Genomic DNA, 16,853 nt, shown 5'->3' with positions numbered 1-16,853 from the left:
GCCTGTAGGCTGCCCGGTCAGCCCCTCGTCCCAGCCCTCGTCCCAGCCCCTCATCCCAGCCAGTCGAGCCGCACGTCGCGGATCAGCACGGCGAGGTCGAGGCCGCGTCCGGCGCAGAAGCCGCGCAGACCGTCCACGGCGTAGGCGTCGCGCTTGCTGGTCCAGACCCACTCCTGGGCCGGCTGGGGGTGCCGCTGCCAGGCGATCAGCCCCTGCCGCTCCAAGGCCGCGAGGCGCGTCGGCAGCTCGGCCGGCGGCACCTCGACCACCTGGCGCAGCTCGGCGCCGGACATGCCGTAGGTGGGTGAGCCGAGCCCCAGGCGCAACGTTTTTCCGTGCTGGACCAGCCGGGTCAGCAGCGCGCGGTCGGCGGGGGCGACCTCCTGCAGCGCGGAGACCAGCGTGGCCAGGAACTCCCGGTAGTCGGCGAGGTGTTCGTCGTCCGGCCGCCAGCCGAAGTCCTCGGCGAGGACGGCGAGGGTGACGATGTCCGCGGGCTCCCGGTCGGGCCGAGGGGCGCTGTGTCCGGCGCCGCCGACGAGTCCGGCCAGCCGGTAGGCGAAGACCACGAACTGCAGCGCCACCTCGACGGAGGCACTGCCGTCACGGTGCTGCTCGCGTACCTGCGCCAGGCGGTCGGCCGTGGCACAGGCACCGGGCGGCAGGCGCCGCTCCACCTCGGCCCGGCGGAACGCGTCGATCACGGACGCGGCCCCGGACGGCGGCAACGCGCCCACCGTGCGGGCGAGCTGGGCCGCGCACAGGCGCAGCACCTCCCAGCCCTCGCCGAGCGCCGCGCCCGGATCGGCCGCGGCCAGCGCGGCGGCGCGGGCGAGGCCGACGCCGGGGACGAGCGCGGGCACCGGGAGCACCGGGTCGGTGAGCCACGGGGGCGGGGGCGCGACGCCGCCGCCACCGGACTCGGTCCACAGCCGCCTGGCCTCCGCAACGTCGCCACCCAGCGCGCGCACCAGCGGCTCGGTGACGTCCCAGGACGGCAGGCGCCGCCCCTGGAAGGCGTCCGAGACGGTCGTGCGGCCGTAGCCGATCTGATGACCGAGCCGCCGGTAGGTAGGCTTCCCCGACTTCTGCAGCAGGCGCTTCAGGTAGTCGGCGAAGGGCACGGGGTCCAACGGCTCCTCCACTCACGGTGCGCGGGGCTGCCGCCAGTCTAGGGAGCGGGTGTCCGGCTCGTCCGGACAAGTGACGGATCGGTGGGCAATTCGTGCGGGCGCCACCGCTCCCTCAGGGTGTGCCGGTGGGCGCCGGCGGGGTCGGGCAGGGGACGTTCCCCGGCTGGACGGAGATGCCGATGGCCGGCGTCTGCAGCAGGCCCGGGATCTGGATGTCCTGGACCGTGCCGGTGACCTGGTCGAACTTGGCGTAGTGGGCCTGGATGCCGAAGCGGTTCTCGGAACTGCCCAGCGGGTCGGGGACGAAGGCGCCGGTGGAGTCGGTCACGGTGGTGACGTCGGGACCGTTGATGTTCAGGTCGACCAGCCCGTCCATGTCCAGGGTGCCGGTGACCGAGGTGAGGTCGAGCACGGTGTTCTGCGTCCGCACCTCCCAGGTGCCGGGGTTCTTGTCGCCGAGCGTGATGGTCAGCGTGAAGGGCAGGCCGCCGATGGTCTGTTCCTGGCTCAGGCACAGCCCGTCGAGCAGGCCGTCGGCGAAACCGAGACGCAGCACGTGGACCGAGCCGGGGGCACCGCCCGCGGTGGTCGAGGAGGTCGCCTGCTCGACGACGGCGGCACCGAACTGCGTCCCGTACAGGCTGCTGGTGGCGAACTCCAGGCTGCCGCCCTGGACCTGGAGACCCGCGGCGAGCGCCCCGCTGCCCACGGCGGCGCCGATCCCGCCCGCGCACACGAGCGCGGGCAGCGCCGCAACGGCGGTGCGGCCCCAACGGGTGCCGTGGCTGGTCTCGTTCACGGCGTGGACACCGCCAGGCTCCCGGGCAGGTGCACGGGATTGTTCGTGGAGGAGAGCGCGGCATGGTCGTCGGTGGTCTGGATCGCGTAGATGTCGCCGACGAAGTTCTGTGCCCCGGCGGTCAGCGGGATGATCGAGCCGAGGGCGTTGAGCAGCCCCTGCACGCCGCAGATCTGGAAGATGACGGTGACGCAGATGTTGCTGATGTTGCCCCACATCACCGTCGTCTCGGCGTTGCCCGCGGTGTCCAGGCCGCCGAGGGAGCCGTTGCTCGGCACGTTGATGTGCAGGGTGTAGCCGTTGACGCTCTGGGTCACCGCCATGTTGCTGCTGATCTGCAGTTTGACGAAGGTGTACCGCGTGGTCGTCACCGTGCTGCCGTCGGCCAGCCTGATGGTGACGTTGTTCTGCACCGTCATCTGGTTGGCGACCATGGCGGCGATGGTGATGTGCAGCGGCGTGCTGGACGGCAGGAACGGCACGCCCATCGGGGTGGGTTCGCCCGGCAGCACCGCGGCGGCCAGGTGCCTGCCCGGCCGCGCGGCCGCGCTGGAGCCGGGCAGCAGGCACACCCCGAGCAGCGACAGCGCCACGGCCGCGGCACCGCTCCGTCGCGGCCGCCCGGCCCTCATGCCCCCTCCGCCGTACGGCGGGTGCGCCGGGAAGGGCGGCGCGCCGGCTTCGGCCCCCAGCCGACGGTCATCGCACCGCCGACGACGCCGAGCAGCATGCCGACCAGGAAGCCCCCGAGGTTGGAGACGATCAGTGAGACCACGGCCAGCACCATGCCGAGGATGCCGAAGGTGTGGCGCTGCGAGGGCCGGATGATCGGGATCAGCCCGCAGAGCATCAGCCCACCGCCGGTGAGGTAGCCGCCGACGCCGCTCAGGCCGTGGCTGATCACGATCTGCAGCGGCGCGAAGGAGTACTTGAGGATCTCCCAACCGCCCGCGACCATCCAGACGCCACCCCAGAACGGCCGGGTCCGGCGCAGGGCGGTGAACCAGCGCCATCCCCGTGCGACGGCGCCCGGCCCGGCCCTCAGCACGAGGTCGCCGTTCCGGCCTGGACGCGGATCTGCAGGCCCGGCAGGGTGAGCGAGCCCGCGATCTCGGCGTCGTAGGCGGAGGCGTTCAGCCCGGCGAGGGTCACCGAGCTGCCGCCGGTGCCGCCGTCCGAGCCGAGGCCGAAGCCGCCCGGCTGATAGCCGGTCAACTGCTTCCCGTCGACCAGCACCTGGTCGGCGGCCAGGCCCAGCACGGCGTTCTGCAGGGTGGTGGTGGCGCCGTTCAGGGTGTTGGCCTCGATGTAGAGGTCGGAGGCGTTGATGTCCGTGGTGACCGTCGACGGCGGCGTGGCGGTGACGGCCTGACCGGCGGTCAGCAACAGGGAGTAGGGCAGTCCGGCGATGCTCTGGTGCACGATCCCGCACAGTCCCGCCAGCCCGGCCTGGGCGAAGCCGACCCTGGCCATGCCGGTCGTGGTGGTGACCGTGCCGGACGATCCCTCGACGGAGGGGGTGTTCAGGATCGCGCCGAAACCGCTGCCCTGCACGCCGTTGGAGGTGAGCGTGAACGGGGAGCCGTTGACGTTGAACGAGGCGGCGAGCGCGCCCTGCGCCATCGCCTGACCGACGGAGGCGATCGCGGCCGCCGCCGGAAGCACCACCAGGGCGGTGCGTCCCCAGCGGGTGCCGCGGCGGGTGCCGTCGGCGGCGGAGGCGCGCATGCGCCCGTTCCACCCGGCCAGGGCGCGCTGGGCGAGACCGGCCGCGCGCCCCGGCCCCATGATGCGTCCCGCGCCGCTCATGCCATGCCCCCCTCGGCGGCGGCCTCCGCGAGCGAGGGCTCCTCGGGCCGGACCCGCCGCAGGCCGCGCCGTGTGCGCGGGGGCTTGGCGGGCATCCAGCCGAAGGCCATGACGCCGCCGAGGATCGAACAGAACATCCCGACGAAGAACCCGCCGAGGTTGCTGAGCGGGAAGGACGCGGTACCCGCGACGACGATCACGATGCCCGCCACATGGCGCTGGTTCGGCATCAGCAGCAGGAGCAGCGCGAGGCCCATGATGAGCGCGCCCGCGGCCATGCCGTAGATGCCGCCGATGCCGACGCGCAGGATCCGGCCGAGCGGCGCGAGCGGGAAGTACATGATCACGAACCCGCCCCACAGAGCCCACAGGGCGCCCCAGAACGGGCGGGTGCGCCGCCACCGCCGGAAGGCGAGGCGGGCGCGCCGCACCGAACCGGGCGCCGGCGGCGCCTCGGGATCGGGCGCGGGGTTGTGCTCTGCTGCGGGTTCGACCGCCGGTGCGGCGGGGTCGTCGTCGGCCATGCGGATTCCCTAGAGGTGAGGCGGTCCGGGAGGGGCGGGGGCGCTGGTCCGGGGTGCGTGGACGAGAGCCGGGGCCTCGTCCACGCCGTTTCCCGGGGGTGCCGGATCAGCAGTTGCCGCCGTTGGCGCCCTTGCCGGCGGTGTCGCCGTTGACCAGGGCGATGTTCATGTTGGGCAGGGTGATCGCGCCGCCGAGGGTGGCGCCGTTGGCGTTGGCGTTGAGGCTGGACAGGTCCGCCTCGCCGCCGCCCGCGTCCAGGCCGAACTGGCCCGCGGTGCCGTCGGTGATGCCGCTGGTCCTGACCCCGGCGCCGTCCGCGGCCGCGCCGATGACGTTCGGCGTGGTGGCCGTGGCGTTCAGGGTGGCCGAACCGGCCTTGATCGCCTGGGCGTTGAGGATCAGGTTGGTGGCTTGCAGCCCCTGACCCGCCGCCAGCTGCGCCGGGGTGAGCGGGGTGGCCGCCGCCGGCGAGGAGATGTTCAGCGACCAGGTGCCGACGGTGCCGACAACCGGCAGGTTGACGCTCTGCACCGCGTGGATGCAGATGCCGTCCAGGCCCGCCTTGGGCAGACCCACCTCCGCGCTGGCGGTGGAGGTGGTGCCCGTGGTCACCGTGTCCAACACGGTGCCGAGGCCCGAGGGCGCCGCCACCGTGTTGGAGGTGAGGGTGAACGGCACGCTGCTGAGCGAGAGGTTCGCGGCGAGCGCCCCACTGACCATCGCGACGGTCATCCCGGCGACCGCGCCGACGGCGGGGACCGCCAGCAGCGCGGATCTGCGCCAGCGCGTCACGCCTCTGGGTTCACTGTTCAAAGTGCCCTCCTTGGACGTTCTTCGGCTACTTGTCGAGGAAATTAACGTCACTGCGATAGACCGTCAATAACTTGGACAGTCAGGCCAAATATGTCTAACGAGTGGAGGTGCCGGCAGGCGGCTGGACACGCTCCAGGCGCGCGCCGCCCGTCAGCACGGACGGCCCCGCGAACGGCCACAGTCGCAGCCATACCCGGGCCGTCACGAGGTCGGTCCGCCCCCAGCCGTAGGCGCGGGAGTCGTAGGAGCCGTCAGGATCGTCGCCGAGGTAGAAGAACGCGCCGGGCGGCACCGTCTGCGCGCGCGGCCCGTCCGACCGCGTCCCGTCCGGGCCGCAGCAACTGCTCGACCGGTGCGCCTGCGACACCCAGCCGTCCACCCGCACCCGGTACCAGCGCCCGCTTCCGCCCGGCTGCACCAGCACCTGATAGGGGTCCGCCGGCGTCGAGACGATCTCGACCCGGTCCCCCGGCAGCGCGATCACGCGCTTGACCAACGTCTCGGGCCGCCCCGGCCGTTGCAGCAGCACCAGCTCGAACCGCTGCACCGAACCGCCGCTGCCCGGCTGCGGCAGCAGCCGCTCTCCCGTGCGCAGCGTCGGCAGCATCGAACTCCCGTCCACGCGCACGGAGAGCACGAACGCGGCGGCCACCGTCAGCGCGAGGAGCGCGGCGAGCGCGGCCGCGAGGGCGCCGACGATCCGGAGCGCCCATCGCCGCTTCGGCGGCGGATCGTCGGCCCGTCGAGCTTCCGTCACGTGCGGGGTGAGCGAACTGGCCACGAGCGCCTCCACCACAGGAGTGCGCGGCTTCCCGCGCACGCCGGGGACACATGCGGCCCGGCGCATCGCATGGTGGACAACTCACGGGCTTCTGTCCATACTTCTGACAGCAGTCGGGGTGACGTCCACTCAGCGGGCAGGTACGAGGGCGGGCTTGAGGGGTCCTCGACGGGTTGGGCACCTGTGGGGACGGGTGACTCAGCCCGTGGAGCCGGTCGGGCGGGCGCCCGGGTAGGCGATGCGGGCCACGATCTCCGCGATCCGTGCGGCGCTCTCAGCCGGGTCGTGCGCCGACTGCACCACATGACTGACAGTCAGGCGCACGATGGCCTCGACCGCCATGCTGCGCGACTCCGCGTCGACGTCGGGCCAGGCCTCGGCGGCGTGCCGCTCCAGCGTCGTGGTCGCGGTGTCGAACACCGGCTCGGAACGGGTGGTCAGGTAGACCAGCAGCTCCGAGTCGTGCCCGCGCCCGGAGGTGAGCACCGAGGCGATCAACGCGTCCTCGGCGGCCAGCCGCAGGGCGTACTCGATGCCCGCGCGCGCCGCCGACTCCAGCGACTCCGCACCCTCGATCCGTTCCCGGACCCCGTCCAGGAACCGTTCCAACCCGCGCTCGATCAGGGCGAGCCCAAGGGCCTCCTTGGACCGGAACTCGTTGTAGACGGTCTGCCGACTGAACTCGGCCCGCCGCGCGACCTCGGTGAGGCGCAGCCCGCCCCACCCGTCCTCCTGGACGCACGCGTAGGCGGCGTCGAGCATGCGCTCGCGCGCCATCGAACGGACCATCTGCCTGAACCCTGCCATCGTGCGGACAGTGTACTGATCACGCCGCGCCTGCCCAGTCCCGGTCCACACCCGCCGTCCACGCCGGCCGCCCACACCGTTCGTCCATGCCGGTCGTCCATGCCGTTCGTCCATGCCGCCGGGCCTCCCGCCGCGGGCGCGCGGGGAACAGTACGATCACGGGATGGCCGACTTCACCCAGACCACGCCCGGTTGGCTCGGCGCCGACGAACTGTCGGCGGCCCGCGCCCAGTTGCCCGTCCTCTATGTCAACGCGGTCCCGGTGCGCGTCGACGAGGGCGGTGAAGTGACACACGTCGGGCTCTTGTTGGGCATCGGGCCGGACGGCGTGGTGACCCGCACCCTGGTCTCCGGCCGGGTCCAGTACCACGAGCGGGTCCGCGACGCGCTGCTGCGCCACCTGGAGAAGGACCTCGGCCCCGTCGCCCTGCCGCGCATCCCGGCCTCGCTGCAGCCCTTCACCGTCGCCGAGTACTTCCCCACCCCCGGCATCACCCCGTACCACGACCCGCGCCAGCACGCCGTGGCCCTCGCCTACGTCGTCCCGGTCGCCGGCGATTGCCGTCCGCGCCAGGACGCACTGGACCTGGTCTGGTTCAGCCCCGAGGAGGCCGTCTCCGAGCTGGTCCAGCAGGACATGCCCGGCGGCCAGGGCATCCTGCTCAAGCAGGCCCTCGCCCACGCCGGCTGCGCGGTCTGAGCCCGGCGTCAGTCGTCCTTCGCCCCCGGCCAGCGGTCCGCGACCTCGTCGGGGGCGAGCCGGGCGACGACCTCGGCGAGGCCCGCGCAGGCCTCCGCGATCATCCGGTGCGTGTTGTCCCGCTCGGTGATCACCGCGGCGAGCAGCAGCGCGGTCAGCGCGGCGGAACCGTTGAGGGCCTGCAGCACGAACATGGTCGCGGCCACGCCGTGGTGCGCGAACGGCCCCTCGTGTCTGATCGCGGCGACCACCGCGAGCACCGAGATCATCAGCACGATCGGCGCCGCGCCCGGCACCTGGAACCGGATCGCGGCCCAGATGACCAGCGGGAAGACCAGGAACAGCACCGACAGCGAGCTGTGCGTCGCCAGCACCATCACCCCGAGGGTGGCACCCAGCAGCGCCATCAGCTCCGCCCAGCGCAGCACCGGCGCGTCGGCGGGCAACCGCACGTACCGGCCGGCCAGGACCAGCGGGGTGATCACCAGGACCCCCATCGCGTCGCCCGTCCACCAGGCCGCCCAGGCCTCCCAGTAGTTCCCCGCCGGGAGGACGCCCTCGGCCAGCAGGATCAACGTGGAGACGCTCGCGCTCACCAGCATGGACGCGAGCGCGGCGAAGACCAGCGAGACCCCGTCCCGCAGCCGGTCCAGCTGCGGCCGGAACCGCAGACTGCGCAGCAGCAGCCACGCCAGCACAGGTGCGACGGTCGCGCCCACGACGATGCCGAGCCCGGCCCAGCTGGGATGCCAGTGCGAGATCGACAGCACCACCAGCGCCTGACCGATCGCGATGCCCGGCCACACCCGCAGTCCGAGCAGCAGCAGGGCCGCTACCGCGACCCCCGTCGGCGGCCACAGCGGCGTGACCCGCACACCCCCCACCACGATCTGCGCGAGCAGCCCGAGCCGCCCGCTGCCGTAGTAGACCCCGGCAACGACCACAATCCACAGGAGCGCCGCCACCCACGCCCGCGGCGCCCCCGCGCGCACCTCACCTGACATGCCCCTACTCTCCCGGCGCAGCGACCACACGCGTAGGCGTGACACGCCCGCAGTCGCGATCATCACACGGCGACGCGCCACGATCCAGGGGTGGGACGTTGCACTGTCCAGGAGCGCGGGGAACCACCGGCGTGCGGACGGCCCTGCCCGTCGAGGACCATCCGCATCCGGGTGGCTTGTCGCGCCCAGGCGGCGGAGCCGCACATCAGCAGAGCCCCGCGCCCCGGAGGGCCGCAACTACCTGCGGGAGCGAACCGTCACCGGTCGTGCCTCAGGACGAGGACCGCTGCGTCGTCGCGGTGGCCGGTGAGTTCCGCGACGTGGATGAGGTCCGCGGCCAGTTCCGCGGGCTCGCCCGACGCCCCCGCGCGGATCAGCGTGCCGATGTGGTCGAGCCCCTCGTCGATCGAGAAGGACGGTCCCTCGACGACGCCGTCCGTCACCACGACGAACGCACCGGAGCCGGTGAGGCGGCGGTGGGAGACGGGGTAGGGCTCGCCGCCCTGGATGCCCAGCGGCAGGCCGCCCGGCTCGGCGTCGACGCCGGATGCGCCGTCGGAGGTGGCCCAGACCGCGGGGACGTGGCCCGCGCGGGCCATCGCGAGCTCGCCGCTCGCGGGGTCGTAACGCAGGAAGCTGCAGGTGGCGAAGAGGTCGCCGTCCATCGTGACCAACAGGTCGTTCGCGCGGCCGAGGACCTCGCCGGGGTCGGGGGTGACGGTCGCCAGCGCGCGCAGCGCGATGCGGACCTGCCCCATGAACGCCGCGGCCTCCACGTCGTGGCCCTGGACGTCGCCGACGGAGAAGCCGAGCACGCCGCCGGGCAGCACGAAGCCGTCGTACCAGTCGCCGCCGATGTCCAGGCCGTGACGCGCGGGCGCGTACCTCGCGGCCGTGCGCAGGCCCGCGGCCTGCGGGAGCGCGGAGGGGAGAAGGTCGCGCTGGAGCGCCGCGGCAAGCTCGACGCGGGCCTTCTGCGACTCCACCCGTTCCAGGGCCTGCGCGGTCAGCCGACCGAGCGTGTTCAGCAGCTCGTCCGAGCTCGCTGACGCCGGTGGGCGGCGTCGGACCATGGACCGCTCCGTTCGACGTCGGGGCCGGGGACCTTCCGGGCATGCCTCTGTGGCGCACTGAATCCTATTGTCCTCTGATCGCCCGCATCCAGGAGGAATCGGCAGTTCCGGCTCACGGGACGGAATTGTGAAGATCATCACCACATCTCCCCGAAGCCGAGGGCGGCAGCACCGGGGCGGGCAGCAGTCCGGCCGGCCCCCGGCCGGCCCTCACCGTCCGCGCGCGGCCACCCGCCGGGCCGAACGCACCAGCCACGGCGCACCCGGCTGGGCCGTCGACGCCTCCCACCCGCGGTTCGCCTCCGCCGGTCGCGACCGTCGAGCGGATCCGGACGGTTTCCACCGGAGAGTGACGCCGCCTTGTCATGACTGGGCCAGCCGTGTCCCAATGGACGCTCAACTCGCCCGATCGGAGGCCTGGATGAATTCCCGTCGACTCCGGCGCACCGCGCGTCTCACACCCCCCTTGCTCCTCGCCGCCGCGCTGACCGCCTTCGCCCTCGCACCCACCGCGGGCGCCACCCCCGCCGCCTCCGCCGTCCCGACGGCCGTCCCGGCCCCCAAGCAGCCGGAGGCGACCGGCACCGGCGGCGCCGTCGCGAGCGTGTCGGCCGAGGCGACCGACATCGGCATCTCCGTCCTGCGGCACGGCGGCAACGCCGTCGACGCGGCCGTGGCGACCGCGGCCGCGCTCGGCGTGACCGAGCCGTTCTCCTCCGGGATCGGCGGCGGGGGCTACTTCGTCTACTACGACGCCCGCCGGCACAAGGTGTTCACCCTCGACGGCCGCGAGACCGCCCCGAGCACCGCCGACCAGAACCTCTTCGTCGAGAACGGACAGCCGCTGGGCTTCTGGACGGCCGTCGACAGCGGCCGCTCCGTCGGCGTCCCGGGCTCGCTGCTCACCTGGCAGCGGGCACTGGACCGCTGGGGCACGCGCTCACTCGCCCAGTCGTTGCACCCCGCCGAGCAACTCGCCGACCACGGCTTCGTCGTCGACCAGACCTTCCACGACCAGACCGCGCAGAACCAGACACGCTTCTCCTACTTCCCCGCCACCGCCGCCCTGTTCCTGCCGGGCGGGCAGCCGCCCGCCGTCGGCAGCGTCTTCCGCAATCCCGATCTGGCGGCCACCTACCGCGAGTTGGAGCACAAGGGGGTCGGCGCCCTGTACCGGGGCGACATCGGACGGGACATCACCCAGGTCGTACAGCACCCGCAGGTCGACCCGGCGTCCGGCTGGTACGCCCGCTCCGGTGCGATGACGCCGGCCGACCTGGCCGCCTACGACGTGCGCGCGCAGGCGCCGACCGAGGTCGACTACCGGGGCCTGGACGTGTACGGCATCGCGCCCTCCTCCAGCGGCGGCACCACCACGGGCGAGGCGCTGAACATCCTCGGCCACTTCGACCTGGCCCACGCCTCCCAGGTGCAGTACCTGCACGACTACCTGGAGGCGAGCCGGATCGCCTTCGCGGACCGCAACCGCTGGGTCGGCGACCCGCGCTTCGTCGACGTGCCCACGCAGGCACTGCTCTCGCAGCGGTTCGCCGACTCCCGCGCCTGCCTGATCCGGCCGGACTCCAGCCTGACCAGTCCACTCGCCCCCGGCGACCCGGTGCACCCCTCCGGCGGCTGCGTCAACGCCGGCACGCCCGCCCCGACGACGCCCGAGGGCACCCACACGACGCACCTGACGGTCGCCGACCGCTGGGGGAACGTCGTCTCCTACACGCTGACGATCGAACAGACCGGCGGCAGCGCGATGACCGTGCCGGGGCGCGGGTTCCTGCTGAACAACGAGCTGACGGACTTCGACTTCACCCCGGCGGTCGCGGGCGTGCCGGACCCGAACCTCCCCGGCCCGGGCAAGCGCCCGCGCTCGTCGATGTCGCCGACGATCGTGCTGAAGGACGGCCGGTTCGACTTCGCCGTCGGCTCCCCCGGCGGCGCGAGCATCATCACCACGGTCCTGCAGGTCCTGACCGAGCACGTGGACCGGGGGCTCAGCCTGGAGCAGGCCATCGCCGTCCCGCGGATCAGTCAGCGCAACCTGGCGAAGACCGAGGCCGAACCGGCCTTCCTCGGCAGCGTGGACGACGCGGGCCTGACCGCGCTCGGGGAGATGTTCACGCTCAACCCCGAGATCGGCGCGGCCACCGGCATCCAACTGCTCCCGGACGGGCGCCTCCAGGCGGCCGCCGAGCCCGTGCGCCGAGGCGGCGGCGCGGCCGCGGTCGTCGACCCGGACGAGTGACGCGCGGGCCGGTCAGCTCATCAGGAGGTAGGTGATGAGCGTGCTCAGCACCAGCGTCACCCCGCCGAGCAGGGCCAGCTTGCCGTAGTTGGGGCGGTCCGCGAGGGCCGCCTTCGGGCGCGGCGTCGTGGCGGTGGGACCGGACGGGCGCGGCGCCGGAGCGGCCGGCCGGGCGTAGTCGTCGCGCCGCTCGGGAACCGGCGGGGCCATCGCCCGGCCCGCGCCCAGCGGCTCGCCCGCCAGCACGCGCTCGATGTCCGCGCGCATCTCGTCGGCCGTCTGGTAGCGCTGGTCGCGGTCCTTGACCAGCGCCCGCATCACGATCGCGTCGATGTCCGGGTGGATCTGCGGGTCGAAGACGGACGGCGGCTGCGGCACGTCCTGGACGTGCTGGTAGGCCACCGCGATGGGCGAGTCGCCGACGAAGGGCGGCCGCAGCGCCAGCAGCTCGTAGAGCAGGCAGCCGGTGGAGTACAGGTCGGTGCGCGCGTCGACCTGTTCGCCGCGCGCCTGCTCCGGCGAGAGGTACTGCGCGGTGCCGATCACGGCCGAGGTCGCGGTCATGGTCATCCCGGCGTCGCCCATGGCGCGGGCGATGCCGAAGTCCATGACCTTCACCTGGCCCTGACGGTTCAGCATGACGTTGGCGGGCTTCATGTCCCGGTGGACGATGCCGTTGCGGTGCGAGTACTCCAGCGCCTGCAGGATGCCTGACGTCATCTCCAGCGCGCGCTCGGGCATCAGCCGGCGTCCCGACTGGGTCAGCGCGAGCAGGGTCGAGCCCTCGACCATCTCCATCACGATGTACGGCAGCGAGATGCCGTCGAGGTAGTCCTCGCCGGTGTCGTAGACGGCGACGATGGCCGGGTGGTTGAGCGAGGCCGCGGACTGCGCCTCCCGCCGGAAGCGGGCCTGCGAGACGGCGTCGCGGGCCATGTCGGCCCGCAGCGTCTTGACGGCCACGACGCGGTCGAGCCGCACGTCGTGCGCGACGTGGACCTCGGCCATGCCGCCGCGCCCGAGGACGCTGCCCAGCTCGTACCGGCCGCCGAGGCGACGCGCTTCCAGCATGCTCCCAACCCTCTCCATCACCGGACCGCCGGCCACCGGGCGGCAACACGCCGCCCTCTCCCACCCACCGTGACCTTGGCTCGAACACGGTACCGCCTCCGGGGCCCGCGGAACGCCCCGGTCCGGACCCATGATGCGGCCGTGGCCACCAGGGACGACGTCCGCACGGGGGCGCTCGCGCCGGAGCGCGCGACCGGGCGCGCGCGGGTCAGCTCGACCAGCGGGACTTGCGGCGCTTCTCCGCAGGGGGTTCCGGTTCAGGGGTCGGTTCGGCAGCGGGGGGCGCGGGCCGCTCCAGGACCACGCCCTGCAGCGCGCGGGCCAGCGCCACGACGTCGTCCACGGGGCGCGCGATCGCGGCCAGCTGCAGCGCCTGCTCCACCACGGGCGAGTTCGGGCCGCCGAGCGCATGGACAAGCTGGACGACCTCGGGGACGGGACGAGTCACCACCGCGACGCGGAGTATGTCGCGGCCACGCGTCATCTGCGGACCGCGCAGCGCGGAGAGGAGGACAGTGAGCTCCTCCAACGGCCGGCCGGCCGCGACCTCGCTGGCGGGGCTGGGCCAGGCGTTCTCGCCGTCCGCGTCGAGGAGGGCGAACAGCCGGGCCACGTCGGCGACCGGACGGTTGGCGACCGCGCTGTGGACGAGCGCTGCGGCCCAGTCGGGCACGCGGTCGGCTTCGGGCTCGGCGGGCATGACCGCCTCCCGCCCGGTGGACCCCCCGGCCGCCCCGCCCACGGTCTCCACCGTGGACTCCTCGGGGCTCGATATCAGCGAGATTGCGCGTGCCACGGTCCTTCTCCAGTGCTGTGCGACATGAGGCGGAGTCCCGCCTGCCCGACCAGCGTCCCCGGGACGGCTGTGTGCGAACCACCCCGGAAGGCCATGTGGGGGACGCACCTTGCCAAACCTTTGCGCATCCCCCCACCAGGCGTCACTGCAGGTCACAGGCTTACCGTGGGTCACTTTTCGCCACTTTCGTCACACACGGTACACGTCTGGACACGGCTCAGTAGACGCAGTCCATCACCGCCCGCACCTCCTCCAGCGTGGCGTCGGCGACCGCATTGGCCTGCTTGTTGCCACGGCCCAGCACCTCCCGCAGGTGGCCGCGGTCGCGCGCGAGTTCCGCGCGGCGGGCACGGACGGGCGCGAAGCGGTCGTTGACGGCGGTGGTGACGAGCTGTTTGAGCGCGGCGGCACCGCCCCCGCCGATCTCGTCGGCGACCTCGACCGGGTCGCGCTCCAGGCACAGGGCCGCCAGCAGGACCAGGGAGGAGACCTCCGGCCGGCGCTCGGGCTCGTAGCTGATGCGGCGCTCGGTGTCGGTCTTCGCGCCCCGGATCAGCCGGGCGGTCTCGTCCGCGTCGGCGGCCAGCTGGATCGCGTTGCCGCGGCTCTTGCTCATCTTGCCGCCGTCGGTGCCGAGCAGCAGCGGCGCGGCGGAGAGCAGCGCCTCCGGTTCGGGGAAGACCGGCGCGCCGGGCGGGGCGTAGCGCTCGTTGAAACGCCGGGCGACGGTCCGGGTGACCTCCAGGTGCGGCAGCTGGTCGCGGCCGACGGGGACGGTGTTCGCCTTGCAGAAGAGGATGTCGGCGGCCTGGTGGACGGGGTAGGTGAACATCAGCCCGGAGACGGCGGCCTGGCTGGAGTGCTTGATCTCGTCCTTGACGGTGGGGTTGCGTTGCAGCTCGGCGACGGAGACGAGGCTGAGGAACGGCAGCAGCAGCTGGTTCAGCGCGGGGACCGAGCTGTGGGTGAAGATCACAGCCCGTTCCGGGTCGATGCCGACGGCGAGGTAGTCCAGGAGCAGTTCCTCGACGTACCCGGGCAGGTTCGCAGCGATGTCGCGGTCGGTGAGCACCTGGTAGTCGGCGATCACGACGTGGAGCTCGGCGCCCTCGTTCTGGAGCCGGACGCGGTTCTCCAGGCTGCCGAAGTAGTGGCCGACGTGGAGACGGCCGGTCGGGCGGTCACCGGTCAGGATGCGGGTGCCGGTGCCGGTGCCGGTGCCGGTGCCGGCATCGGTGCTGGTGGCGTTCATGAGGTGCTCTCCCGGGTCGGGGTGGTGGATGCGGGTCTGTGGGACCGGACCGCGACGACGGGCGGTCGCCCGGCGCATCCACCCCCGGACCGTGCCGGGAGACGCCGAAGGGCCGTCCGTGCGAACGGCCCTTCGAGGCGTGCGTGCGAGAGGGGGCCGCTCCTAGGAGGAGCGCCACCAGTTCAGGCACGAGGAAAGCTTCATGAGGGCAAGCATAGCCGCCCCGGCGCCGCACCTGGCCGGATCGAAGGTCCCGACGTGCGCGCGTCGTCCGTCGCCCGCAGGCTTGGCCGTATGGCAGCTGAAACGGTGTCCATCGAGGCCGTCGCCGTCGACAAGCCCGAGGACCTCAACGTGATCATCGGGCAGTCCCACTTCGTCAAGACCGTGGAGGACCTGCACGAGGCCCTCGTCGGCACCGGCCCGCACCTGCGCTTCGGCCTGGCCTTCTGCGAGGCCTCGGGCCCCCGACTGGTCCGCCGCTCCGGCAACGACCCCGAGCTCGTCTCCCTCGCCGTCGCCAACGCCACGGCGATCGGCGCGGGCCACTCCTTCGTCGTCTTCGTCCGCGAGGGCTACCCGGTGAACGTGCTGAACGCGATCAAGGCCGTCCCGGAGGTCTGCGGGATCTTCTGTGCCACGGCCAACCCGGTGCAGGTCCTCGTGGCGGTGACCGGCGCCGGTCGCGGCGTCGTCGGCGTCGTGGACGGCGCACCGCCGCTCGGCGAGGAGACCGAGGACGACGCGACGGCCCGCAGGCAACTGCTGCGCGCCATCGGCTACAAGCTCTGACCGCCTGCCGTCTCAGGGCGCGGGCGGCGCCAGGTGCGCACTGAGGAACCCGAGGGAGGCCGGGAGCAGGCGGACCCAGGTGGTGAAGTTGTGGCCGCCCGTGGGGACCGTCGCCTCGGCGACGACGGTCGGCGGGCGGACGAGGGCGGCGAAGGCCTGGGCCTGGGTGTAGGAGGCCCCGTCCTCGCGGCTGGTCGCCAGCATCAGCGCGACCGGCGGGGCCGGCAGGTGCTGCAGACGCCAGACCAGGTCGGCCTCGTTGCGGCGCAGTTGGCTGCCGCCGAAGAGGTCGCCGGTGGTGATGTCCTGGGCGGCCTTGAAGTAACCGGAGAGGGCGGCCGCCGCGGTGTAGACCGAGGGGTTGCGCATGGCGAGCTTGAGCGAGCAGTAGCCGCCCGTCGAGTCGCCGATCGCGCCCCAGCCGACGGCGTCGGTGCGCACCCGGTAGGAGCCCTCGACGTCCAGCGGCACGTCGGCGGTGAAGTAGGTCTCCGCCTGCGGGCCGTTCGGGATGTCCTCGCACTCGCTGTCGCGCGGCATCGACGGGGAGGGACGCATCAGCACCTGCACCATCGGGCGGACCTTGCCCTCCTGGATCAGCTGCAGCTCGATCGAGGGGTACTGGAGCTTGGTGACGAGGTTCTTGGCGTCGCCGGGAAAGCCGGTGGTCACCACGATCACCGGGAACCGGTCCTTGGCGTAGGCCGGCTGGAAGTACTGCGGCGGCAGGTAGACGTAGCCGTCGGTGGTGAGGCCGGTGACGTGGCCGGGGATGCGGACCCGGTCCAGGCGGCCCACCTGGGCGGGCGGGCGCAGGCCGATGCCGTCGGAACCGATGGTCTCCTGCCCGAGCATCTCGACCGCGCCGTGCGCACCGGGCCTGCTGCCGGCGCCCGGCACGGAGGCCTGGACGGCAACCGGTCCCCCGCCGACGCCGAGCAGGTCGTGCCAGCTGCTGTAGAAGGAGAAGTAGTCGTTGGCCCAGATACCGAGCGTGCACAGCAGCAGCACCTGGGTGACGCCGAGGGCGAGGACGCGCCCGGTCATGGCCCGCCAGCCGCGTCCGGCCAGGCGCGGCCAGAGCCACAGCGTCGCGCCGACCGCCAGCACGCTCAGCACCACCGCGAGGATCAGCAGCCCGCTCCCGGTCAGCCCCATGCCTCCAGAGTGCACCAGCGGGCCCACCCGCGTCACAGGTGCGCGCCGCTGCTGCACCCTCCCCGGTGCGCGGCCCACACTGA

Annotated in this window: 17 protein-coding genes and 1 pseudogene; 3 read left to right on the top strand and 15 right to left on the bottom strand. The window is 73.0% G+C overall.

The annotated features are described in order from the left end of the window. Positions 1-50: 50 nt before the first annotated feature. The 9 genes from BMY61_RS28195 to BMY61_RS28155 form a co-directional block, all read right to left on the bottom strand. Positions 51-1,124: a helix-turn-helix domain-containing protein gene (locus BMY61_RS28195; RefSeq protein WP_075004094.1), complete on the bottom strand. Its 1,074-nt coding sequence runs from the start codon at positions 1,122-1,124 to the stop codon at positions 51-53. Between the two features lie 121 nt (positions 1,125-1,245). Next, positions 1,246-1,932 carry a DUF6230 family protein gene (locus BMY61_RS28190; RefSeq protein WP_042451385.1) on the bottom strand — a complete coding sequence of 229 codons (687 nt, stop codon included), beginning with the start codon at positions 1,930-1,932 and terminating at the stop codon, positions 1,246-1,248. Next, on the bottom strand, positions 1,929-2,564 hold the full coding sequence (locus tag BMY61_RS28185) for a hypothetical protein (protein WP_042451388.1): 636 nt from the start codon (positions 2,562-2,564) through the stop codon (positions 1,929-1,931). Before BMY61_RS28185 ends, BMY61_RS28190 begins: the two co-directional genes overlap by 4 nt. Next, positions 2,561-2,980, bottom strand: a complete 420-nt coding sequence (locus tag BMY61_RS28180; protein ID WP_236656146.1) for a DUF6114 domain-containing protein — start codon at positions 2,978-2,980, stop codon at positions 2,561-2,563. The genes BMY61_RS28185 and BMY61_RS28180 overlap by 4 nt, the downstream gene beginning before the upstream one ends. Next, positions 2,974-3,741: a DUF6230 family protein gene (locus tag BMY61_RS28175; protein WP_042451390.1), complete on the bottom strand. Its 768-nt coding sequence runs from the start codon at positions 3,739-3,741 to the stop codon at positions 2,974-2,976. Before BMY61_RS28175 ends, BMY61_RS28180 begins: the two co-directional genes overlap by 7 nt. Continuing rightward, complete coding sequence (locus BMY61_RS28170) at positions 3,738-4,265, bottom strand: DUF6114 domain-containing protein (protein WP_236656148.1); 528 nt, start codon at positions 4,263-4,265, stop codon at positions 3,738-3,740. Before BMY61_RS28170 ends, BMY61_RS28175 begins: the two co-directional genes overlap by 4 nt. A gap of 106 nt (positions 4,266-4,371) precedes the next feature. Next, a complete protein-coding gene (locus tag BMY61_RS28165; RefSeq protein ID WP_174514519.1) occupies positions 4,372-5,079 on the bottom strand; it encodes a cholesterol esterase in 708 nt (235 codons plus the stop codon). 94 nt (positions 5,080-5,173) lie between these two features. Then, positions 5,174-5,860, bottom strand: coding sequence for a signal peptidase I (lepB, locus tag BMY61_RS28160; RefSeq protein ID WP_236656155.1), 687 nt, complete (start codon positions 5,858-5,860; stop codon positions 5,174-5,176). A gap of 198 nt (positions 5,861-6,058) precedes the next feature. Then, positions 6,059-6,667 carry a TetR/AcrR family transcriptional regulator gene (locus tag BMY61_RS28155; protein WP_042451392.1) on the bottom strand — a complete coding sequence of 203 codons (609 nt, stop codon included), beginning with the start codon at positions 6,665-6,667 and terminating at the stop codon, positions 6,059-6,061. Between the two features lie 163 nt (positions 6,668-6,830). Between BMY61_RS28155 and BMY61_RS28150 the strand changes: the two genes are divergently transcribed. Beyond that, the gene (locus BMY61_RS28150; RefSeq protein WP_042451394.1) at positions 6,831-7,367 is read left to right on the top strand and encodes an NUDIX hydrolase family protein; all 537 of its coding nucleotides are present in this window, start codon (positions 6,831-6,833) and stop codon (positions 7,365-7,367) included. An 8-nt stretch (positions 7,368-7,375) separates the two neighbouring features. On the opposite strand, the gene BMY61_RS28145 is transcribed toward BMY61_RS28150, so the two are convergent. Next, complete coding sequence (locus BMY61_RS28145) at positions 7,376-8,371, bottom strand: MASE1 domain-containing protein (RefSeq protein WP_042451396.1); 996 nt, start codon at positions 8,369-8,371, stop codon at positions 7,376-7,378. Between the two features lie 257 nt (positions 8,372-8,628). Then, a complete protein-coding gene (locus BMY61_RS28140; protein ID WP_042451398.1) occupies positions 8,629-9,444 on the bottom strand; it encodes a PP2C family protein-serine/threonine phosphatase in 816 nt (271 codons plus the stop codon). 421 nt (positions 9,445-9,865) lie between these two features. On the opposite strand from BMY61_RS28140, the gene ggt reads away from it, so the two are divergent. Beyond that, complete coding sequence (gene ggt, locus BMY61_RS28135; protein ID WP_042451400.1) at positions 9,866-11,701, top strand: gamma-glutamyltransferase; 1,836 nt, start codon at positions 9,866-9,868, stop codon at positions 11,699-11,701. Positions 11,702-11,925: 224 nt separating this feature from the next. On the opposite strand, the pseudogene BMY61_RS28130 reads toward ggt, so the two are convergent. From BMY61_RS28130 to trpS, 3 genes and pseudogenes are all read right to left on the bottom strand, one after another. Then, a pseudogene (locus BMY61_RS28130) lies at positions 11,926-12,772 on the bottom strand (protein kinase domain-containing protein); the annotation flags it as partial. Positions 12,773-12,980: 208 nt separating this feature from the next. Continuing rightward, positions 12,981-13,568, bottom strand: a complete 588-nt coding sequence (locus BMY61_RS28125; RefSeq protein WP_143094548.1) for a hypothetical protein — start codon at positions 13,566-13,568, stop codon at positions 12,981-12,983. 217 nt (positions 13,569-13,785) lie between these two features. Beyond that, positions 13,786-14,820 (bottom strand): tryptophan--tRNA ligase, encoded by a 1,035-nt coding sequence (trpS, locus tag BMY61_RS28120; RefSeq protein ID WP_042451404.1) that lies wholly within the window; start codon positions 14,818-14,820, stop codon positions 13,786-13,788. Between the two features lie 294 nt (positions 14,821-15,114). On the opposite strand from trpS, the gene BMY61_RS28115 reads away from it, so the two are divergent. Further along, positions 15,115-15,612, top strand: coding sequence for an adenosine-specific kinase (locus BMY61_RS28115; protein WP_201777598.1), 498 nt, complete (start codon positions 15,115-15,117; stop codon positions 15,610-15,612). Between the two features lie 12 nt (positions 15,613-15,624). Here BMY61_RS28115 and BMY61_RS28110 read toward each other — a convergent pair whose 3' ends face one another. Then, a complete protein-coding gene (locus BMY61_RS28110) occupies positions 15,625-16,770 on the bottom strand; it encodes an alpha/beta hydrolase (RefSeq protein ID WP_042451407.1) in 1,146 nt (381 codons plus the stop codon). Between the last annotated feature and the right edge of the window lie 83 nt (positions 16,771-16,853).

This window comes from Streptacidiphilus jiangxiensis, from assembly GCF_900109465.1.
GTDB classification, from domain to species: domain Bacteria; phylum Actinomycetota; class Actinomycetes; order Streptomycetales; family Streptomycetaceae; genus Streptacidiphilus; species Streptacidiphilus jiangxiensis.
The sequence above is the reverse complement of the archived record's forward strand: the minus strand, read 5'-3'. Positions and strand labels throughout refer to the sequence as shown.